Source organism: Pedobacter sp. BG31 (assembly GCF_042464845.1).
GTDB lineage: Bacteria > Bacteroidota > Bacteroidia > Sphingobacteriales > Sphingobacteriaceae > Pedobacter > Pedobacter suwonensis.
The window spans coordinates 351,308-373,313 of sequence record NZ_JBHNZK010000003.1 but is presented as its reverse complement, the minus strand read 5'-3'; the positions used below and the strand labels follow the sequence as shown (position 1 = coordinate 373,313).

General features: G+C 42.6%; 14 protein-coding genes. 1 reads left to right on the top strand and 13 read right to left on the bottom strand.

Annotation, left to right across the window (positions count from 1 at the left end; translation table 11 throughout):
• Positions 1-31: 31 nt before the first annotated feature.
• The 10 genes from fucP to ACFE6N_RS06595 all read right to left on the bottom strand — a co-directional run bounded on the left by fucP (position 32) and on the right by ACFE6N_RS06595 (position 14,773).
• Positions 32-1,327 (bottom strand): L-fucose:H+ symporter permease, encoded by a 1,296-nt coding sequence (gene fucP, locus ACFE6N_RS06640; RefSeq protein WP_378934978.1) that lies wholly within the window; start codon positions 1,325-1,327, stop codon positions 32-34.
• 107 nt (positions 1,328-1,434) lie between these two features.
• The gene (locus ACFE6N_RS06635) at positions 1,435-1,884 is read right to left on the bottom strand and encodes a MaoC/PaaZ C-terminal domain-containing protein (RefSeq protein WP_378934976.1); all 450 of its coding nucleotides are present in this window, start codon (positions 1,882-1,884) and stop codon (positions 1,435-1,437) included.
• Between the two features lie 357 nt (positions 1,885-2,241).
• On the bottom strand, positions 2,242-3,309 hold the full coding sequence (locus ACFE6N_RS06630; protein ID WP_378934974.1) for a Gfo/Idh/MocA family protein: 1,068 nt from the start codon (positions 3,307-3,309) through the stop codon (positions 2,242-2,244).
• A complete protein-coding gene (locus ACFE6N_RS06625) occupies positions 3,310-4,545 on the bottom strand; it encodes an extracellular solute-binding protein (protein ID WP_378934972.1) in 1,236 nt (411 codons plus the stop codon).
• On the bottom strand, positions 4,538-5,698 hold the full coding sequence (locus ACFE6N_RS06620; RefSeq protein WP_378934970.1) for a CaiB/BaiF CoA transferase family protein: 1,161 nt from the start codon (positions 5,696-5,698) through the stop codon (positions 4,538-4,540). The genes ACFE6N_RS06625 and ACFE6N_RS06620 overlap by 8 nt, the downstream gene beginning before the upstream one ends.
• 246 nt (positions 5,699-5,944) lie before the next feature.
• Positions 5,945-7,096, bottom strand: a complete 1,152-nt coding sequence (locus ACFE6N_RS06615) for a CaiB/BaiF CoA transferase family protein (RefSeq protein WP_378934968.1) — start codon at positions 7,094-7,096, stop codon at positions 5,945-5,947.
• Positions 7,093-8,253, bottom strand: coding sequence for an ABC transporter substrate-binding protein (locus ACFE6N_RS06610; protein WP_378934966.1), 1,161 nt, complete (start codon positions 8,251-8,253; stop codon positions 7,093-7,095). The genes ACFE6N_RS06615 and ACFE6N_RS06610 overlap by 4 nt, the downstream gene beginning before the upstream one ends.
• Before the next feature lie 138 nt (positions 8,254-8,391).
• Positions 8,392-10,908 carry a sugar-binding domain-containing protein gene (locus ACFE6N_RS06605; protein ID WP_378934964.1) on the bottom strand — a complete coding sequence of 839 codons (2,517 nt, stop codon included), beginning with the start codon at positions 10,906-10,908 and terminating at the stop codon, positions 8,392-8,394.
• Positions 10,909-10,911: 3 nt separating this feature from the next.
• Entirely contained in the window at positions 10,912-12,018 is a 1,107-nt protein-coding gene (locus tag ACFE6N_RS06600) for a glycosylase (protein ID WP_378934962.1), read from the bottom strand.
• 1 nt (position 12,019) lies between these two features.
• Positions 12,020-14,773: a family 78 glycoside hydrolase catalytic domain gene (locus tag ACFE6N_RS06595; protein ID WP_378934960.1), complete on the bottom strand. Its 2,754-nt coding sequence runs from the start codon at positions 14,771-14,773 to the stop codon at positions 12,020-12,022.
• A 272-nt stretch (positions 14,774-15,045) separates the two neighbouring features.
• Here ACFE6N_RS06595 and ACFE6N_RS06590 point away from each other — a divergent pair, with 272 nt between their 5' ends.
• The gene (locus ACFE6N_RS06590) at positions 15,046-15,819 is read left to right on the top strand and encodes an IclR family transcriptional regulator (protein ID WP_378934958.1); all 774 of its coding nucleotides are present in this window, start codon (positions 15,046-15,048) and stop codon (positions 15,817-15,819) included.
• Positions 15,820-15,879: 60 nt separating this feature from the next.
• Here the strand turns inward: ACFE6N_RS06590 and ACFE6N_RS06585 are convergent, their stop codons facing one another.
• From ACFE6N_RS06585 to ACFE6N_RS06575, 3 genes are all read right to left on the bottom strand, one after another.
• On the bottom strand, positions 15,880-18,045 hold the full coding sequence (locus ACFE6N_RS06585) for an alpha-rhamnosidase (protein WP_378934956.1): 2,166 nt from the start codon (positions 18,043-18,045) through the stop codon (positions 15,880-15,882).
• A 361-nt stretch (positions 18,046-18,406) separates the two neighbouring features.
• On the bottom strand, positions 18,407-19,996 hold the full coding sequence (locus ACFE6N_RS06580) for a sodium:solute symporter family transporter (protein ID WP_378934954.1): 1,590 nt from the start codon (positions 19,994-19,996) through the stop codon (positions 18,407-18,409).
• Positions 19,997-20,863: 867 nt separating this feature from the next.
• On the bottom strand, positions 20,864-21,949 hold the full coding sequence (locus ACFE6N_RS06575; protein ID WP_378934952.1) for a Gfo/Idh/MocA family protein: 1,086 nt from the start codon (positions 21,947-21,949) through the stop codon (positions 20,864-20,866).
• Positions 21,950-22,006 lie beyond the last annotated feature (57 nt).

Below are 22,006 nucleotides of genomic sequence, written 5' to 3'. Positions count from 1 at the left end.
AAGTTGATCATAGTAGCAATGAGTAGATTAATTATGATTTATGCGCCATTTTATAGCCGCTTAAAGCAAAATAAAGCACCACTATAAAGCAAACCAACGGGATGCTGTAACCAATCTGGATGTGATCACCGTAAAGATCAATCAGGGTGCCCATGCCGAAAGGTAAAATGGCACCTCCCACAATTGACATAATTAACCATGAAGAACCTGGTTTGGTATCATCACCAATACCATCGATACCCAGTGCGAAAATGGTCGGAAACATGATCGACATAAAGAATCCAAGTCCACCTAAAGCATACACCACGTAAGAACCCTTTCCTAAAATAGCCACCAGGCACAACAAAACAGAGATAACAGCATAAATTGCCAGCAGTTTATTGGAAGAAACAAACTGAAGAATAGCTGTACCTGCAAAACGCCCGGCAGTGAATAAGAAACCATAAATCGCTAAATAGGATGCCGCGGTTTGCTCATCGAAGCCACCACCTTGCTGGGCCATTCTGATAAAAAAACTGGTTACACAAACCTGCGCACCGACATAAAAAAACTGTGCAACCACAGCCCACCTCAGGTGTTTATGTCTTAATGCACCAAAGAAACTACCTTTGGCCTCGCCATCAATACTCTTGGTTTTAATTTCGGGCAGGTGGATGAAATAAAATATAACTGCGATAATCAGTAAAATAATCCCTAAAGTAATGTAAGGGGTTTTAACTGAAGCTGCTTCTTCCAAAAAATAGCTGTTTCGGCTTTCCGCACTCATGGCCGCGAGTTGTTCTTTGGTATGCGATTTTCCGGAAAGGATAAATAAACCACCGATCATGGGCGCTACCATGGCTGCTAAGCCATTAAATGATGCGGCAAGATTTAACCTGCTGGTGGCTTTTGCCGGATCTCCTAAGACTGCAGCATAAGGATTGGCCGAAGTTTCGAGCATGGTTAAGCCACAACCAATGATAAAAAGTGCAATAAGAAAAGTGATGTAGGAAAGGTTATTGGCTGCCGGAACAAATAGAAAAGCACCGATTGCAAAAGCCAGCAGGCCCGAAATCATGGTAGCCTTATAACCCCATTTCTTTAAAATAACGCCTGCCGGAATGGCCATTAAGAAATAGGCAAAGAAAACAGCGGTATCAATTAAGGTAGATTGCCGGTTATTTAAGTTACAGGCTTTTTTAAGGTGCGGAATCAGGATCGAATCGAGATTGTGCGCCATTCCCCACAGGAAAAACAGACTCACTACGAGTATAAATGGCAATAGGTACTTTTTTCCCGATGAGGAATGGTTTTCAGTTACAATTTCGGTTGCGGTGTTGTGGTTCATGATATTTGGTTTATTGGTTCATTCGTTCAATAGTTCATTTGTCATTGGTGTGATTTGTTCATTGGAGCTGCCACTGCCAGGTGGATATCAGTGTCCTGATTACTGAACTAATGACTACTGAACTTTTTAACTACAAGAAGATGGTCGCATACCAATACCACTTCTCCATGTTGGTTAATGATTTCTACATGCTCTGTTACGGTGCCATATTCTGGCCTTTTGCTTTCTCCTTTTTCAGAAATGGTGACTTCGGAGTGAATGGTATCGCCAATAAACACCGGTTTTACGAAACGAAGTTTATCGTAACCTTTACTCATGGCCTCGGGGTTAATTTCGGAAGCAGTAAGGCCGATACCGATGCTGAAAATCATGGTACCATGTGCGATGCGTTGTTTAAAAGGTTGTGTGGCACACCATTCGGCATCCATGTGGTGCGGAAAAAAATCGCCGGTATGGCCGGCATGCACCACAAAATCGCTTTCTGTGATGGTGCGCCCTAAGGTCACACGTTTATCCTGTAACTGGTAATCTTCAAAAAATGTGGACTTGAAATACATAATTTAATTTTTTTATAAGCGATACAATCGCTGTTCCCCTTCATCCTCGTTACAAACGAGGACGATGTGTTCTAAATTTTATTCATTTAGTTTTTTGCAAAGCGTCTTACGAGGCAACGCTTTGTTTTTAGGCGATGCAATCGCCGTTCCCGTTCATCCTCGTTAAAAACGAGGACGATATTATTTCCTCTAGGCAAAGCAATTTTTCGGCTTAATTTATTCATTTTAGTTTTGCCGCTGCAAAGCGTTTTTATAAGACGACACATTTATTTTTAGCGATACAATCGCCGTTCCCGTTCATCCTCGTTACAAACGAGGACGATATTTTCAATATTGTTTCTTCGCAATGACGCTAATTTATTTAACCTTCACACCACCAGTATCACTGGATTGATAGGCACTTTCTACTACAGCCATCGTATCAATCACATCTTCAACACTGGTGTGTAAAACAGGGCTTGATCCTTCATTATAACGCATTAGATTGGCCATGGTGCCAATAAAGGCTTCCGGAAACCAGGAACCTTCCAGTTTTACGGTTTGCCATTCCGGTGTTTTTCCAGCTTCTGTCACACAATACTCAAACACATCTGGCACGCCATGCGGATAATCCATCAATAAGCCAATTTTGGCCACAATAGCGCCGTTGGTTCCCTCCCATTTTATATAACTTTCCTGATGCCTCGGACCAAAATCATGGTCGTGGTTGGTATTGATCACGGCATGCATGGTATCGCCATAATCAAGTAAAATGGTTGAACGTGATGATGACAAGCTTTTGGCAGGATGTTTCAGGGTTTTTGCCATCACACTATTGGGGTTACCCAAAAAGGAACGGATCAAATCAACGTAGTGGATGCTATGATACTGAATCTCTAAACGTGGATGGATGATCACGTGCGGGAAAATTTCCCAGGGGGTTTTAATGGTTACGCGGACTTCCATATCGTAGAGTTCGCCAATCAAACCTTTATCGATAAGGTATTTTGCAGCACTTACAAAAGGTGCAAAGCGCAGCTGGAAGTTAATGGCTGCTTTGAGTTTTTTTGCCCGGCATAAAGCTAAAATTTCTTTAGCCTGGTTAAAATCATCGCCCATGGGCTTTTGGATTAAAACCGCTGCACCATCAGGTAATTGCTTTAGGGTTTCGATATACTGCTGGGGCATAATGGTAATATCGAACACGGTATTTTCAGGCGCTGCAGCAACGGCTTCAGCCACATTATCAAAAACATGAGGGATACCGAAAGCATCGGCCAGTTTCTGTGCCCTGGCTTTTGTCCGGTTTACAATGCCATATACTTCAAAGCCCGCAATTTTATAAGCAGGCAGGTGCGCATCAGCCACAATTCCGCCGGCACCAATAATGATAATCGGCTGTTTGGTTTCGGGCAAAGCTGGTCTATATTGGATATCGATACTCATTTAATTCAATTTGTTAATCTGGTTTTGGGCTGCCTCAATTAAACCGGCAGATTCAGCCGTGGTATTGATGGCTTTTAACACCATTTCATCAATAATTTTGGCTATTTGCGTCCAGTTTTTATGCTGTGGCAGCGTATTGGACACCTCGTGTAACTGTTCTAATTTATGGTAGTATGGGATCATTTCGTTCACTTCTGCGTCTTTCCAGGTAGAAAGCCTGCAACCAATTCCACCTTCAAGCGTCAATAGCTTATCTTGCGCGGCATTCGTGGCAAATTTCAGGAAATCGTAAGCCACTTCTTTATTTTTACTGCCTTTGGCAATGGTGTAAAGCCAGTATACATTTAAGGATGCCGAAGCCTTACCAACTGCTGCAGGCAACAAATCGACACTTACCCTACCTTTTACCTTCGAATTGGCATCTACCTCGCACATGCCGGCAAAACCAAACCAGTTAATCATCATGGCGGCTTCGCCATTGGCAAAAGCCAGGCCGGCGGCAACCGATTCAAAATCTTTTGATTTGGGATGAACTGCAGTTTGATCATTTACGATCTTGCGATAAAAATTAAGACCATCTACAGCGGCCTGGCAGTTGATTTGAATGTTTCCATTTTGATCAACCAGGCTGCCTCCTCTGGTCCACAATTGCAGGCAAAAATCGAAAACGGTATTGTGCCCATCGGGATAGGAGGCAAAGATGCTGCCATATAGATGCTCGTCCGGGCGGTGAAAAAACTGTGCTGCCTGATGAAAATCCTCCCAGGTTTGGGGTATGGTTAAAGCTTTTCCAAACTGCTTTAAATAATTGGCCTGCTCAGTTTCGCTTTCAAACAAATCTTTGCGGTAGATAAAACACTCCGGACCATCATGAAAAGGTAAACCCACCACTTCCCATCCAAAGCGCTGTAATTTAAGTAGCGATTTGCTCCAGCCATTAGGGAAATCTACGGGTTTACGGGTGTTGATATAAGGGTTTAAAACCTCAAATGCCTGGTTCAGGTAACCTTCATACACCCAGTCGGTATTGATGTGCGCAATATCAAATGTGCCTTTAGCTAAGCCCTGATTGGTAATGGTACTTTCATAAAGCTCATGTAAATCCATAATCTGCATGTCCAGCTGGAGTGTACAGCCAGAAAAAGCACAATAGCTGTCCCAGAATTTTTGCATGGCAGATTCAAAAGGGCCAAATTTACGTACAGCTATTCTGAAAGTTTCGGCTTGATTAGACATTTACAGTGGTATGAGTTATAAATTCTTTGATGATTTTTTCGTTGTCCTGTCCCAGTTTGGGTGAACCTTTCGGTGAAGTTAGTAATTCTCCGTCAATCCGGATTGGACATCTGGTGGTTTCGTAACGGTAACCGTCAAGCATTTGTACTTCCTGGATCATGTTCAATACCTTAAAGCCATCGTGCGCCATCAAAGCATTCCAGTTTAATACATCCGAACACCAAATATCGGCTGGTTCTAATTTAGAAAGCCATTTTTCGGTGGTTTGGGTAAGCAAATGACAGGCTAATATGGCTTTAATTTCATCGCGTTTCTCAAAGGCTTCGCTTACTTCTGCATAATCTTCCAGTTTTTCGCAGCCGAGTAAATTACCCAATTGCGGAATTGACCCCATGGCCAATGCCAGATAACCATTTTCGGTCTGGTAAATGCCATAAGGTGCACCTAGATACGCATTTGCGTTGTTTTGTTTAGATCGCTCTGGCAAACTACCACCGTCGTTCATGAAGGTGGTAATGGTTTCAAACTGAAAATCGTAAGCCGATTCCATCATGCTCACCTGTACAAAACCGCCTTCATTTTTTACAGCTTTCCGGTACAGGCAGGCTAAAATTCCCTGGGCCAGATGTGCACCGGCCAGCATATCAACAATGGATAAGCCCATGGCCACAGGACCGCTGTCTGCATTTCCGGTAAGCGATGTCAAACCAGTAACCGATTGTAAGAGCAAATCCTGCCCAGGTTTATTTTTCCATTCACCAGTTGTTCCGTAACCTGATATTTCGCCATATATAATAGTGGGATTTAAAGCGCTCACTGTAGGATAATCGAAGCCTAAACGCTCCATTACACCCGGCCTGAAGTTATGAATCATGACATCGGCCTTTTTTAAAAGCCCACGCACCATTTCGCAACCTTCCTCACTTTTTAAATCAACCTCAAAACTTTCCTTGTTCCGGTTGATCGCATGAAAAACCGACGATTCGCCGTTCATAATCAGGTTTGAGGTATACAGCGTACGGCAGATGTCGCCAATGCCCAAACGTTCGATTTTGATTACACGTGCGCCCATATCGGCTAAACGCAAACTCGCCGAGGGGCCGGAAAGAAACTGGCTAAAATCGATAACTAAATAATCTTCAAGCGGTCGCATATGTTAATTTATTTTATTTATTCTTCATCCCGACGGTAGTGGAGGGATCTGTTTTGAAAGATTTATCCGTTCCGCTGCGCTACAGTCGAAATGACGACTTTATGTTGGTTGCCATGGGTTCGTGTCCACACGAACCATCCTCATTTGTTATAAAGGATTTAGAATAACTGTCACGTTGAGCCTGTCGAAACGTTTTTAAGTATTCATAAAAGTCCTTCGACAAGCTCAGGATGACAATCCATTAATTTATTTTATCTCAAACTCTCTGTTGATACTTTCCGTATCAAAACCCAATTTTGGCGCAGCTTTAGCCGCAAATAATTTTCTTTTATCAAGCCGGATGGGACTAACGGTTGTTTTAATGGTTTTTCCACTCCCTAAATTAAGCTGTTGTTCTATTTCCAGGTTTTTATAGGTACTTAATGCAGTAGCCGTTTGGTAATTGAGCACCTCGGCACACCAGATGCCATTGCTTTCCAGGCGATTAACCCAGCTGGCTGTACGCTCCTGTTTAAAGGTTTCGGAAAGACGTACAATCAGTTTGTCGCGGTTATCGAAAGCTGAACCAGCTTCTACATACAAGTCGCTGATATCGCAGCGGATAATGGCGCAGATATTCGGGAGGTTGCCCATGGCCATTGCAATGTAGCCATCCTGCGTTTGGTACATGCCATACGGGGCACTTAAATAAGCATGTGCGCTACCTTTGGCTCCGCTCCTGTCTGGCAATTTGCCTCCATCATTTAAATACGTCGTAATTACTTCAAACTGTACATCCAGAATAGATTCTAGCAGACTTACTTCAACCAGTACGCTTTTTTGGGTTTTAGCACGCTTAATTAAAGCCGCCATAATGCCTTGTGCCAGGTGGTTGCCGCACATAATATCCGAAACGGAAAGGCCAAAGGGCACCGGTCCGTCGGTATCTACACCGGAAAGAAAGGTTAAACCCGAAACAGATTGAACCAGTAAATCCTGTCCGGGTTTATTTTTCCATGGGCCTTCGTTGCCATAACCCGTAACCACGCCGTAGATAATTTCTGAATTGATTTGTTGTACCTGCCTATAATCAAGCCCAATTTTCTCCATCACACCCGGCCTGAAATTGTGCGTCATCACGTCTGCCCTGGCGATCAGTTTTTTGATTTTTGCTAAATCTTCCGGATTTTTTAAATCGGCAGTGTAACTCTCTTTATTGCGGTTAATGGTATGAAATAATAAGCTGTCTTCATCCACAAAAAGATTTTTGATGGATAGAGAGCGGCAGGCATCGCCGGTTTGTGGTCGCTCTATTTTAATCACGCGAGCGCCTAAATCAGCTAGTTTTAAACCAGCGGATGGCCCGGCCAGAAACTGGCAAAACTCTAAAACCAAAAGTCCCTCTAACGGCTTGTTCATGATACTGCTAAACTTTTAGATTGCTGATATAACTCGTTCAACGCAGATAAAACTGTCATTTCATCGCCCTCACCCATTAAATAATCGCGCACTACATCACCGGCATGATCCTGAAAATACATGGACCCATGGTAGCGGGGACGTAAAAAAGCCCTTTGTAAGGCAGGTAATGTGTTGGCAAAATATTGCTGGCTCTGGCGATTCACCTCTTCATTTTTCCATGCAGCCAAATGCCCGGGCTGTCCCCCGCTTTCGAAATATAATGTAGCCTGACAAGTTGGAGAACCCACAAACTCAACATATTTGGCTGCCATTTCTGGTTCAGTACATTTTGCTGAAATAGCCAAACCTGTGCCGCCTAAAGTGCTTCTTAAATTAGTTTTGCCATTCACCGATATCATATCATGAAAGTGCAGCACTTTTCGTGCATAACCATTTCTCGAATAATTGGCATAGCCGTAGGCAAAGGGGCAATAAGCAATCTGATCTGTTTGGGTCATGGCTTCATATACCTGAATAGGGTTCCTATTGAAATTTGCCGGATCTATTTTTGATGCCAGCTGACGGTACATTTGTAGTGCACTCACCCCGGTTTCAGTTGAAATTACAGTCTCATCATTCTGGCAGGGATCTTCGCCCAAAGAGCAGCAAAGCGTATAAAAATTCATTAACACATCTATCGGGATGCCTGCAAAGGCTACCAGGCCTGCATTGGCCAATGCCATTAAATCTTCAAAAGATTGAGGCAGGGAAAAGCCTTTTTCAGCCAGTAAATCAGGCCGGCTGGCGGCTACGGGTGTGGCTGCATCAATAGGTAACGCCCATAAATGACCATCATAAGTATAACTTTCGTAAGATTGTCCCACCGAATGCTCTTCCTGATCTTTCAAATAGTCATCACTGAGGTAAGAATCCAAAGGAACAATGGACTTGGTTTTGGCGGCAAAACCTGCCCAGGGGTGATCGATCACCAATAAGTCGAAACGCTCTGCCAGTTCCTGGATAGAGAAATCGGCAAATTGCTGCAAGCTCCGCTTTTCCCAGGTGATATTTACCTGAGGGTACAATTCTGAAAACCTTTGTGCAGTTGCCACCATGGGCAATATGCCACGACTGTGGTTCCAGGTTATTCCTTTTAAATTGATCGTCTTCTCCACTTATTCTTATTATTTAATTTCTGTCATGGTTCGTGTCTTCACGAACCATTATTTACATGCTCAGTTTCGGTTGGTGAGCCACCAACCCATTAGATTATCCAACTGTTTGGTGCCACACCAACCAGCTTTGCAACGCATTTATTTATTTGTTCTAACTTCTATAACTGCCGATGACAAACCTGCCGAGGTAGCTGTCAACTTAATTCTTCCGGATTTGGCTGTAGCCTGTAAAATAGCGAGGCATAAACCATGAAAAGCTTTGCGGTAACTGGCTTTAAAAGGTTCTAAACTCGCCTGAAACCCATTGTCTACACCGGCTATAAATCCATTGCCTTCCACTTTAAAGTCAACCAGGTTATCCGCATTCGGTACTACATTCCCGGCCTTATCTAAAATGCGTACAGTGATAAACGATAAATCTTTACCATCGGCTTTAATCTGTTTTCGATCAGCTATTAATTCAATTTTAGCCGGATCGCCGGCAGTTTTTACTTCACGGACCAAAACCTCTTTTCCATTTTTGCGCGATACGGCTTTAAGTGTTCCGGGTTTGAAATTTACGTTCCATTGCACGTGTAAATCATCATTCTGTTTTGATTTTTTACCTAAAGATTTTCCATTGAGGTACAGCTCCACCTCATCAGCCTGGTTGTAGTAAGCCCAAACCTCTACAGATTTGCCCGGTTCCCAGTTCCAGTGTGGCAGGATGTGCAATACCGGTTTATCGGTCCACTCGCTTTGGTACATGTAATATGAATCTTTAGGGAAACCCGCTAAATCGACAATTCCAAAATACGAGCTGCGTGCCGGCCATGGATAAGGTAATGGCTCACCGAGATAATCAAAACCCGTCCAGACAAAAAGACCTGAAACATGATCGTATTTTTTGGCCGCTTTCCAGGTTTCTTCGTGCGTAGAACCCCAGTAAGCCGAAACATTATCATAAGCAGAGGCTGACCATTCGCGGTTGCCTTCAGTAAACTTTGTTTTTCCATCTCTTGGCCACCGGCGGATGGTATCAGCCGTATCGTAAAAACCTCTGGTTTCTAATGCTGATGTAGTTTCGGTGGCCAGAAACTTAACACCAGGATAATTTTTAGGCCAATCTTTATACAGTTTATGGTTGTAGTTTAATCCATAGATATCCAGCGCATTGGCCTGGTAAATAAAGTTTTTCTTAGCATCGGTTTCGGTTAGTGCCGAGATTACCGGACGACTTTGATCGAGGTTTTTAACTGTTGCCACCAACTCTTTGGTTAGTGCTACACCGGTACTGTCGAACTGCTCGCGGATTTCGTTTCCAATGCTCCATAAAATAATGGAAGGGTGATTGCGGTCGCGGAGAACCATATCTTCCAGATCGCGTTTATGCCATTCGGGGAAACTGAGGTGATAATCGTTTTTGTTTTTCTTTTTCGCCCACATGTCAAAAGCTTCATCCATTACGAGAAAACCCATTTCATCACATAAATCTAAAAACTCCGGTGCCGGTGGATTGTGGGCCATACGGATGGCATTTACACCCATGGCTTTCATGATTTCGAGCTGGCGCTCCATAGCGCGTACATTTACAGCAGCACCCAAAGCACCCAGATCGTGGTGCAGGCAAACGCCCAGTATTTTGGTGGGTATACCATTTAAAGAAAAGCCCTTTTCTGAGTCGAAATTGAAGGTTCTGAATCCGAATTTAGTTTCATAAGTATCAATAAGCTTATTGTTTCGCAAAATTTGTGTAACCACTTTGTACTGTGCAGGCTTTTTTAACGACCAAAGCACAGGGTTTTTAAGCTGACTATCGCTGTTAACGATTAATCCTGTTGTATCTATTTTGATGTTTTGTGCTTGTGTTTTTATGATCAGTTTATCCCTGGTATCATAAATAGAATGTACCAAAACTGCTGACTGCTGTTTCGAAGTTTTGTTCTGGATTTGCGTTTTTATACTCACTTTTCCGTCAGTACCCGTAGTTACAAAAGTACCCCATTTGGCCACCGCAACTTTGGCAGTAGTAGTTAACCATACGTTTCTGTAAATTCCGGAACCGGAATACCAGCGGGAATCGGGCTGCGCTGAATTATCGACCTTCACAGCAATGATGTTATTGCCTGACTTTAAGAACCTGCTGATTTCGTAAGCAAAAGAGCTGTAGCCATAAGGACGCTTACCCAGGTAGTGGCCGTTTACCCAAACCTCGCTGTTTTTGTAAATACCGTCAAACTCAACGGTAATCAATTTGTTTTTAAAACCGGCAGGTGCCATAAATGTTTTCCTGTACCAGCCGATGCCTGTTGGCAAGCCACCACCTTCAGGTTTAGCAGGGTTCTTTTCGTCGAATTTGCCTTCAATGCTCCAGTCGTGTGGCAAAGTAAGTTTTCTCCATTTTGAATCATTATACAGCGAATTCCTGGCAGCGGGATCATCACCCAGGAAAAATTTCCAGTCGTGGTTGAAGCTGGTTTTTACTCGGGATTTTCTATCGGTTGGTGTCTCACCGACCGATAATTGTCTATCATGGTTGGTGCCCCGTGAAAAGATTTCTCCGTTCCGCTGCGCTCCAGTCGAAATGACGAATAGTGGATTAGCATCACAATTTTGCGAGGCTAATAATCCCAGCAGGGATACCATAAAAACCTTATAAATGCCCGGTATTCTCATTTCTTAATTTTGAACAAAATTCAATTTACTTTTTCCTAAATCTTTCGAAGTGGCCACCGCAATACCCCGCTGGTCTTGTTTGTTCACCGCACAATAAAAGTGGTAAACAATGCCTTTGTGCTTAACGACGAACGATTTGTGCGCATATAACTCATCATATTTTTCTGATGATTCGATCAGGTTATTACCCGTCCAGTCGGTCCAGTTGACGAGGTCTTTAGATACCGCAAAACGGTTAAAAGAACCTTTCCTGTCCTGCCAGAAAGCACCGAAATAAAACATCACGTAATTGCTTCCGATCTGCTGGATGACTGCATCGCCGGTAATGCCAACCGGATGATGTACAACGGGATTTTTAAGGTAGCGTTGCCAATGCACCATATCATCGGATACTGCCATGCCAATGCGTTCGTACCAGCGTGTTTTTTTATTGTTTGCCAGCGAATCGCCAACAGCATTGTAATACATTACAAAGGAATGGCCCGTCAACTTTTTCTGATCGGCAATCACCGTACTTTTAAATAGTTTATGACGGTTTTCCCACCAGCGTACATCGCTGTCGAGCGAGCTTAAAACCGGTTGATCCAGCCGTTTCCATTCCTGCACAACCGACGGATGTTCATCGGTATAAGCCATACCAACAGATAATGGTTCTGCCTCGTATCCTTTTTCCTTGCCACCAAAATAAGACATCCAGTATTTGCCATTAAAGCTGTTCGCCTGGTAACTACCTCCCCATTTGATATCTAAAAGTGCATTGTAGCCCGCCTTCTGGTTATCGTCCCATTTGCCTGAATCATCGAACGACATTAATTTACTCTGATTTTCCCAGTGCAGTAAATCGCTGCTTTTGGCCATCCAGGTTTCGTAACCGCGACCGCTAAAAATCAGATAAGTCATGTACCAGTATTTGCCTTTTCTAAAAATGGTGGGACAATCCATTTTATGCGCTTGATCAGCCGGAACCATCACCAATCCGTATTTGAAAGGCGTTTTCACTTCCTGGTAAATTTTTTCCATTTCGGCAGCAGATACCGGATTTTTAGCTTCCTGAGCAAATGCTGTAGCGCATGTTAATAGGCCTGTCAGATATATCCAGATCGTTCTCATGCTACTTCACTGTAAATTTATAATAACCCGAACCGATCGCTACCTGGGTTCTGCCATTGGCTGTGCCCAGGTTCTGGAATTTAGCATTGTGGATCTCTGCAAGGCTTTGATTTGCCGAAACCGGAATATAAACCACAGCTGTGGTATTCACTGGAATATTTATGGCGATTTCAAAACCATCGGTCGTTTTTTTCCAGTCAGTAGCTATTTTACCATAGGCCGATTGGTAACTCGTGGTTGCAGCAGTTAAATCACCGACTACCTCAGGGTAAATTTTAATCCGGTTAAAGGCGACCGAGTTTTCATCCTGACGGATTCCACCCACTCCGCTGTAAAACCATTCCATTAAATGCCCCAGCATAAAATGGTTATTGGAAACCGCTGGCAGTGCCGCCCAGCTTTCGGTCAAAGCAGTAGCACCCTTGGCCAACTGCATGCCATAACCGGGTACGTCGCTACGGCTGTTCATGTCGAAAATCACATCCGAGCGTCCGGCATCTTCTAAAACGCGTAGTACATAACGGTAGCCAATGTCGCCTGCTGTTAATCCGTTGTTTTTATCTTTAATGTCTTTTACGAGGTTATCAATAACTGCCTGCTTATCCTTTTCTTCAACTAAACCCATATAAACAGCCATGGCATTGGCCGTTTGGCTGCCCGAGCCGTATTGCCTGGTTTCCGGATTAAAGAATTTAGCATTAAATGCACTGCGTACTGAAATTGCAAGTTTGGCATAAGTCAGTACATCAGCTTTTTTACCCAATAAGTTGGCTATTTTTTCGAGGATTTTTAAATCATAATAATAAATAGCAGTGGCGGTAATGCCCATCGGGGTAAGCTGTGAAACGCCTGGTGGTTTTGGGCCAAGGTCATACCAATCGCCCAAACCTTGCGATAAAATGTGGTTATTGGCTTTGGTGTTTAAATATTGGATGTAACGCTGCATAGTGGGATAATGATTGGCTAAGGCCTGTTTATCGCCATACCACTTGTACAAATCCCAGGGTACTAAAATACTACTACTGCCCCATTCAGGCGAATCGCGGAACATATCGCCTCCCCATTCAAATTTAACATACTCAGGTGCAATTTCAGGAACGAGTCCGTTGGCTAGTTGCGAATTTTGCATATCGACTGAGGCTTTTACAAACAACGGTGCAGCCGCGTAATTGTAATTTACCGAACTGCCCATTAAATGCAATTGCTCTAACCAGCCGAGTTTTTCGCGGTGTGGACAGTCGGTAAAAACACTAACCATATTACTTTTAATACCCCAATCGATCAGTTTAAAGGTTTTATTAAACAATTCGTTTGAAGAAGTAAACTTGCCTGCTGTTGGAGCTGCATTACGTACGTGAAGGCCTTTTAAATCTTTGATAATGGCTTTGTTCAATGGGTTTTCTTTTCCGGCCGGAACGCCACCTTTAACCTGCAGATAGCGGAAACCCGTATAGAAAAAACGTGGTCGCCAGGTTTCGGTAGCCTCACCACTTAAAATATAGGTAAAGTAAGCAGGTCCGCCCATGTTTTTCTGGGTAACGGTACCATCTTCTTTTAATAGTTCAGCTGGTGTAATGCGGATGGTGTCGCCTGTTTTGCCGCTCACCTGGAGTTCAATAATGCCCGATGCGTTTTGTCCGAGATCATAAAACCAGTCACCATTTGCAGTTTGTGTAATCTGCTTTGCAGGAAAATGATCAAAAATTTTAACAGGCTCTTCCTTCTGGGCGTTTAGCTTCGGACCATTCACTACCAAAGCGCTTTTCCATTTGCCATCATTGAATGCTGCCTGGTTCCAGTTTTTTTGCGCTAAACCGGCGTTATAGTCTTCGCCACCATAAATACTGGAAAAAGTAACCGGCGAGGGTGATGTTTTCCAGCTTTCGTTGCTGGTTACATTGACCGAAGTGCCATCTGTATATTCGATCAGTAAACGGCAGATCATTTTCGGGAAGCCATAAGCCACTTTTAGTTTCCGGTACCTTTCTTTGACCGGCGAAATGTAATAAAAGCCATTTCCCAGCATCACACCCACGGCATTAGCGCCTTTTTTTAGTTGTTTGGTAATATCATAGGTTACGTATAAAGCTTCGCGATCGTATTTGGTCCAGCCAGGGGCTAAAAAATCATCTCCTACTTTTTCGCCATTTAAACTCATTTCAAAGTGACCCAAGCCCGAAATAAAGGCAGTAGCTTTTTTGGTGCTTCTGGTTACTGCAAACTCTTTGCGAAACATCGGCAGGATATTATTGCCGTTAAATTTGTCTTTCTTCCCATCCGTCGGTAAAACATTTACGTTTGAATCGGCCAGTTTTTCGTAAGCAATCCATTGGGCGCCTTTCCAGTCAGCTGCACTCAACAGCCCCATCTGGAAAAGTGCCGTTTCACTCCAGGCAGATGGCTTGCCCCGGTTATCCCAAACCCGGATTTTCCAGTAATACCTTTGAGCTGATTGTAGTGCTGCTCCTCTATATTTTATCTGAATGGACTGACCGGAAATAATCTTTTTAGAATCCCATACCTCACCTTTATCTTGCTTAAGCGAAGTCAGGCTCTTTGATACCAGAAGCTGATAAGCGGTTTGCATAACATTGTGCTGATCTGAAGCCATTTGCCAGCTAAAATGTGGTTGCACGGCATCAATCCCAAGCGGATTTGAACGGTATTCACAGGCTAAATGGAATACCTTAACCTCCTGAGCAAACAGCGGAAAAGTAAACAGGTAAAAAAAAGAAAAAATTACAAGTTTGTTCATTAGCCCGTACAGATCGCTTTTGATGCTTGATTTGGTTTATACTTGGTTGTCGTGCTCAATTTAGTTAGAAATAAATTCTTGGCCCCTATAGTATAAGCTGTAGAATTTGTTTAACTTTAAATTTTGCAGGTAATTCAAATATAAATCTTTTTTTTAAATATGAAAACATATATTCAGGTAATAATGATATAATTTCATTCTGAATATGAAATATGAATGCTTTTTGTATGTTTGAAACTGTAAAAAATACGATACAACCAAATTAACCCTGTATGAAAGAAAATGAATCGAAGTATCAGGCACCGGCTTTAGATAAAGGGCTTGATATTTTAGAGTATCTATCGGCTCAATCCATTCCCTTATCACAAACCGAAATTGCCATTGGTATTGAAAAAACACCGAATGAAATTTACCGGATGCTGATGAGTCTGGAAAGCCGTGGTTATATTTTACGCGATGAGGTTTCGGGTAAATACCGGTTGTCGCTCAAACTTTTTTACCTTTCTCACCGCCACTCACCTATTGATGAGTTAAGGAAGGCTGCACAGTTTCCGTTGGAAGAGCTGGCCAATTCGGTACGCCAATCTTGTCACCTGAGTATTTTGTACATGAATCAGGTGATGGTCATTATTCATGCGAAAAGTCCGGGACCAATTGCCCTTTCTATTGAAGAGGGAAATTTGTTTCCGCTACCATTAACTGCATCGGGTAAAGTATTGCTGGCTTATATGCCCGAAGCTGAACGAAATACCATATTAAAAAACAACGCTATTTTTAAAAAATATGCCAAACCACAGCAGGAAGATTTTTTAAACTCTTTGAATGAAATTCAGCAAACAGGTTCATATTTTAAAAACAGTGATGCTGTTTCGGGTGTAACCGATATTTCGGTCCCTATTGGTATTGCCAGTAATAATGGCATTATTGCCTGCTTAACCATTTCGATGCTGAATGCCTTAAATTCCGATCAGCCGATTGACAGCAAAGTTATTTTAGCTGAAGCGAACAAATGTGTTAAAAAAATTGAACAAAGAATTGGAGTTTAGCTTCATTTAAACCTGGCAGGGTTTAAAGCCTGCTGGGTTTGCACAGCTACAAAAGAGCTGTTAGCTCGAATATTTAACCAGATACTCCACTTCTTTTTCAATTGTAACCTCAAACATTCCTTTTGAAATTTCTTTAATTTCTGCTCCTTTCGCTACTGGTTTCGTTTTACTCTTTATCCTGAGTTTACCCTTTCCGGTAGCAGCGCTCACCTTGATTTCCCTTTTATTCATGTAAACTGAAATATCGCCGTTGGTAGTGGGTACTTTACCTTCCATCCAGGCTAAACCACCTAAATGGGGCTCAATGGTGTAGGTTTCGTAACCCGGAGAATCGGGACTTACCCCTAGGTAATATTTGCCGAGCAGGTAAATCGGGCTGGCTCCCCAGGCGTGGCAAAGGCTTTTTCCAAATGGCCGGCCGTACATGGCCAGGTGTTCGGTACCTTTTTTATCGGGATTATATTCCTCCCAAAAGGAAGTAGCACCCAGCTTGAGCATGCCTCCCCAATAGTTTTTCATCTCTTTTAATACATAGCTTTGCTCACCCATGGCACAAAGTGCTTCCAGCTCATAAAAGCGCATGTAAGGCGTAGTAATTTTGTTGATGCTGTCGTTAAGCAATACATGTTCTTTTACAGCTAATTTCTGTTCAGGTGTAAAGTAATCGAAGAAAATCCCGAACATATTCGCATAGCGCGTTACATTTTCTGTGGGCTGACCGGCTACCCTGCTGTGCACCAAGGCGTGTTTGCTTTGATTCCAGTAAATATCGAATATTTTGGCTTTCAATGTTTTGGCTTGTTGTTCATATTTGGTGGCATTTTCGCTGTCGTTGGCCAGTTTGGCACATAATGCCATGGTTTCTAAACTGCGGGCGTAAAGCAGTTGCTCGAAGCTCACTTCCCCATCTTTACTCAACTTATCGGCCCAGTCTATAAAAATCCAGTCACCGGGCATCCATTCCAGCAAACCGTTTTTGTTTTTACGGCCATCAATATAAGTCATAAGTGATTGCATGCGGGGATAAATGTCCTGTACAAATTTTCTGTCGCCGGTAAATTTGTAATAATCATAAATGCCCAAAAACCAATAGAAAGAATAATCCATGATGGTATTGATGTGCGCTGTAACCGGATCTTTGCCACGCTGGGCCAACAATGTTCTTTTCACGGTCGGAGCATCAAAAAACGAATAATAATTCATGAGGTAACTTTGGTAGGCATCGCCACTCCACACCCATCTGTCACGTTTTATGCCATCGATAAAAAATTCGCGGGTATTGAGGTGAAAAGTGTATTTGGCCACATCATAAATCTTGTTCAGTTCCGCATCTGATGATTTAAAACTTCCTCGCTCGGTAACGGGAGCATATTCATAAAGCATGGAGATAGAATCGGCAGAAACGCCATTTTCGGGCTGAAAATTCACATAGCGGAAAGCTTTGGAAAGCGGCATTACCGAATCTTTTTTGTTGGTAAAATCAATATCCAGATGATCCAGTGTTTCACATTTATCGGTTGATAAGGCTTCTTCTTTCGATTCGCCATAATACAAACTCAATTTACCTTTGCCTTTTAAGCCATGCACTTTAATAAAACCGAAGGTTTCTTTCCCAAAATCGGCTACATAACCTGTGCCTGCCTTTTCTGTTTTAACAGCAGTATGCTTTACAACAGGCAATTTAAACGCAGAAGGCTGGCTATGAGGATCGGTTAAACCCCAGGAGCCAGCCGAAACAAAGGTGGTTCCAGATTTATCGGAAGTTTTGCCACTGGCATCAATCCATTCTTTATCCTCAAAAGTGGTTAACCAGCTTTCATCTGATATAAGGGTTTTACCCTGTACAAAAATGGCTGGCACTGTAGCCTGGCTATACACTTTCAGGCTTAGTTTATGCTTTCCGGCCGGGATCTGGATGGATTTCGGAAAGCCGGTTAGGGCCTGACCGTCAATTTTAACATTGTAAGTGCCTTCTACAAAGAGTTTAACTTCTTCAGATTCATTAAGGGTAAACTCTTTATGGAAATCGACCAGCACGTAATGGCTATCCATTTTCCAGAAGACCGGAAAAAATGAACCACGTTCTGTTCTACGGTTTTGCATCACATTGCTCATGTAGATATCAAAATCGCCGGGATACCAGATCCAGGATGCTTTTTGAGCAAAAGCGGGGATTACCATAGTTTGCAGCAGGGTAATCAGGAGTATTTTTTTTAGGTTTATCATGTTGCTTGGTTTTTAGCCATGGATAATTTAAGTTTATCAGTTTTTTATTTAGACACGGATGGACACGGATTAACACGGATCTAATGTGTTGTTATCTGTGTGTATCCTTTATCTGTGGTATCTATACTTCATGTTGCTTGGTTTTTAGCCACGGATAGACACAGATTAACACGGATTTAGTATCTGTGTCTATCCTTTTTATCTGTGGTTCATAATTTGTGTCCCTAATGGGATAATTTAGGTTTATCATGTTGCTTGGTTACCGTCATCTCGACTGAAGCGCAGTCCCGAATATTCGGGAGAGAGATCTATAAAGCAGATTTCTCGACTACGTTACACTACGCTCGAAATGACGAAATTTCTAATGTCCGTTAAAGAAAATATAAAGTGTAACCATCAATATAGCCAATGCAGCCCAGGAAATCCAAACAGTCTTATCTGGTTTTTCAATATTGGCTTCATGTTCTTCGTTGATGGTGTAAATACTTGGTGTTCTGTCTAAAAGCGAAATCAGTATGGCGATAAGCAGTAAACCCACAAAAATCAGGAAGGATAACATGAGGTAATGCGGCCAAAAGGTGTATTCGCTGGGTGGTAAAACCCATAAATACATAATTCCGGTACTTAAACTCAGTACCGAACCGATGGATAGCGTAAAATTTACGGCTTTTCGGGTAGTCCGTTTCCAGAACACGGTTAACAGAAAAACCACTGAAAGCGGAGGCGCAATAAAACCCAGTACGGATTGGAACACATCGAAGAGGTTTAGACCTTTAATGTTATCGATGGCCAGCACTACAATTACCGCGAAAATACAACCGGCTATAACCGTTAAACGCCCAACATTGATGATCTGTTTATTGCTGGCCTTTGGATTGATTTTCTTCACATACACATCCATGGTAAATACGGTGCTTAACGAATTTAGCGATGAACCTATGGTGCCAACCAGAACCGCGATAAGCACCACGATTACCAAACCATTCATTCCCGGAGGAAAAAGATTGGTTACCATGGTCATGTAAGCTTCGTTGGGATCTTTCAGATTGGGAAAGAGGATATAACACAATATTCCGGTTACGATAAAGAGTGGCAGCGAAAGGATTTTTAGCCAGCCGATAAAGCTCACGCCCAACTGGCCCTGCTTCAGGTTTTTAGCGCCCAAAACAGACTGGACCATCGATTGATCAGTACAGAAAAAAGCGACAGCAGCTACGGGGTAACCTAAAAGAATGGCATACCAGGGATATTTGGGATCGCTGGCAGGTTGTATGAGGTTCCAGAAATGTCCGGGTGTTTTGCTGTATAGTGCTGAGATTCCTCCAACCTTATGCAGGCCTAGTAAGGTAAGCGAAAGCGAAACCGCAATCAGTAAAATCATCTGGAAAATGTTGACTTTGGCAATGGCTTTCAAACCGCCAAAAAAAGTGAATAAGCCCGCAAAAGCGACCAAAACGGTGACCGATTGCCACATGGGGATGCCTAAAATCTGGCGGACTAAAAAACCACCGGCAAACAAACCTAAGGATAGCCAGGAGATTAAAATCTTAACTAATGCATACCAGGCTAAAATATTCTGGGTAGAATCGCCGTAACGGTTTCCCATAAATTCGGGCATGGTGCTTACCTTTGCGGCCAGGTATTTGGGCGCGAAAACGATGGCTAGCAGGAAAAGGAAAATAAAGGCATACCAATCGAAGTTTACGGCCACAATACCGGTGGTATAGCCGATACTGGCAAAAGCAAGCAGCATGGATGGACCTACGTTAGTGCCCCACATGTTGAAGCCAATACTGGCCCAGCCTAAAGATTTATTGGCTAAGAATAAGGTTTCATCACTGTTTTTTGTCTTCGGAAAACTGGCGCGGTACCCGATCACCATCAGGATGACAAGGTAGGCGATTACGATGATGTAATCTAAACTGGTTAAACGTTCTACAATGTTGTGCATTTGGTTAGTTTGGTTTTAAATATTTCGTCATTGCGAGGAGGTACGACGAAGCAATCTTAATGCGGTAGCTAATTATTCACTGGTTGTAAGATTGCTTCGTTCCTCGCAATGACGAATTTCTATAATTCGATCGATTCCCGGCTAATGTTGTAACGCTATATCTTTTTGCCACGGAAACACGGATTAACACGGAAACTTTTATCTCGGTTTAATACTTTCCCGATATTTAAAGCATCTCACAGGATTTGAATTCGGTGACTTCTGTGTTTCAGTGGCCGATTTTATAACATACATTTTAACTTTTGATGTGATACGAACTATCGCTTCTTAACTATCTGTGTCTATCTTTTCATCTGTGGTTTAATATTTTATAATCCTATCGATTCCCGGCTAACGTTGTAACGCTATATCCTTTTGCCACGGAAACACGGATTAACACGGAAACTTTTATCTCGGTTTAATACTTTACTGATATTTAAGCAACTAACGAATTTGAATTCCGTGAGTTCTGTGTTTCCGTGGCCGATTTTTATAACACACATTTTAACTTTTGATGTGATACGAACCATTGCTTCTTAACTATCTGTGTCTATCTTTTTCATCTGTGGTTTAATATTTTATAATCCTATCGATTCCCGGCTAACGTTGTAACGCTATATCCTTTTGCCACGGAAATACGCATTAACACGGAAACTTTTCTCTCGGTTTAATACTTTACCGATATTTAAGTAGCTAACGAATTTGAATTCCGTGAGTTCTGTGTTTCCGTGGCCGATTTTTTATAACACACATTTTAACTTTTGATGTGATACGAACCATTGCTTCTCAACTATCTGTGTCTATCTTTTTCATCTGTGGTTTAATATTTTATAATCCTATCGATTCCCGGCTAATGTTATAACTGCTTAATATTTCCTCTATTTTTACCGGTAAACCTGTCTCGAGCGATTTATCCATGGCCTGCAAAAGCGCAATGGTTCCAATGCCTTCTTTTAAATCAGGGTAAGCGGTAAACTTATTGTTAATGCTGTCGGCAAAATACTCCAGGTAGTTCTGGTATTCGCCGGCATGGTGGCTCTGGCCTTCGAAACGGAAATAATGTTTCAAAGTGGCATCTCCCCAGGTAATGATTTTTTCTTCGCCTGTTTTGGTGGTTACGGCATAACGCAATTCATGGTAATCGGCCTGGCTGGCCCCTTCAGTTCCCCTCAAAATACAACTCATTCCACTATCGCGACATGCAGGCTGGGTTGGTCCGGTGTAAGCACCACTTACGCGGGCAATTCTGCCGTCTTTGGCCTTGAAGATAAAGTGCATGGTATCCTGGTTTTTTAAACCAGCTTTTTGCCCATTGCTGCTGAGCATACCATAGCCCATTACTTCTTCAATATCAGGCATATACCAGCGGATAAAATCGACCGGGTGACTTAAACCGCCATACAACCATTTGAACGATTGTTTTAGCGACCAGCCTTTTTCCAAAAACCAGTGGTGATCGGCATGGTAGTGGCTTTCGATGGTAATCAACTCGCCGATCAGGCCTTTATCGAAATCTTTTTTCTGGCGCATGGCCGGTTCGAAAAAGCGCGAACTCTGACCGACGAAAATTTTCTTTTTGGTCTTTTTGCTCAGGGCCAGCAGTTCGTTGGCCTGCGAGAGATCATCAATAAAGGGTTTGGTACAAACCACGTGCTTATCGTGTTCCAAGGCCAGTTTGATGTGTTCAAAATGCAAATGATCAGGTGTATAAATCGCAATCATGTCAATTTTATCGCTTTTGAGCATATCGTTGTAATCGGTAGTCCAGTTCTGGAAATCGAACTCCAGCGCCCGTTCTTTGCAAAGTTTTTTATTGGCATCGCAAATCTGGATCAATTTGAACTTTTTGCTGGCCAGTGAGGCAGATATGGTGCTTCTGCCCTCGCCTAATCCTAGTATTCCTAATCTTAACATATTTATTTTTTTGTAAGCGTTACAATTTTAAGTGTCGTCATTGCTTCGTCGGCTGAA

Bases quoted from the DNA above. Each gene is read 5' to 3' on its own strand.
- ACFE6N_RS06635 (WP_378934976.1), bottom strand. From the start codon at position 1,884: ATGTATTTCAAGTCCACATTTTTTGAAGATTACCAGTTACAGGATAAA.
- ACFE6N_RS06600 (WP_378934962.1), bottom strand. From the start codon at position 12,018: ATGAGAACGATCTGGATATATCTGACAGGCCTATTAACATGCGCTACA.
- ACFE6N_RS06605 (WP_378934964.1), bottom strand. From the start codon at position 10,908: ATGAGAATACCGGGCATTTATAAGGTTTTTATGGTATCCCTGCTGGGA.
- ACFE6N_RS06625 (WP_378934972.1), bottom strand. From the start codon at position 4,545: ATGTCTAATCAAGCCGAAACTTTCAGAATAGCTGTACGTAAATTTGGC.
- ACFE6N_RS06590 (WP_378934958.1), top strand. From the start codon at position 15,046: ATGAAAGAAAATGAATCGAAGTATCAGGCACCGGCTTTAGATAAAGGG.
- fucP (WP_378934978.1), bottom strand. From the start codon at position 1,327: ATGAACCACAACACCGCAACCGAAATTGTAACTGAAAACCATTCCTCA.
- ACFE6N_RS06630 (WP_378934974.1), bottom strand. From the start codon at position 3,309: ATGAGTATCGATATCCAATATAGACCAGCTTTGCCCGAAACCAAACAG.
- ACFE6N_RS06575 (WP_378934952.1), bottom strand. From the start codon at position 21,949: ATGTTAAGATTAGGAATACTAGGATTAGGCGAGGGCAGAAGCACCATA.
- ACFE6N_RS06615 (WP_378934968.1), bottom strand. From the start codon at position 7,096: ATGAACAAGCCGTTAGAGGGACTTTTGGTTTTAGAGTTTTGCCAGTTT.
- ACFE6N_RS06620 (WP_378934970.1), bottom strand. From the start codon at position 5,698: ATGCGACCGCTTGAAGATTATTTAGTTATCGATTTTAGCCAGTTTCTT.
- ACFE6N_RS06595 (WP_378934960.1), bottom strand. From the start codon at position 14,773: ATGAACAAACTTGTAATTTTTTCTTTTTTTTACCTGTTTACTTTTCCG.
- ACFE6N_RS06585 (WP_378934956.1), bottom strand. From the start codon at position 18,045: ATGATAAACCTAAAAAAAATACTCCTGATTACCCTGCTGCAAACTATG.
- ACFE6N_RS06580 (WP_378934954.1), bottom strand. From the start codon at position 19,996: ATGCACAACATTGTAGAACGTTTAACCAGTTTAGATTACATCATCGTA.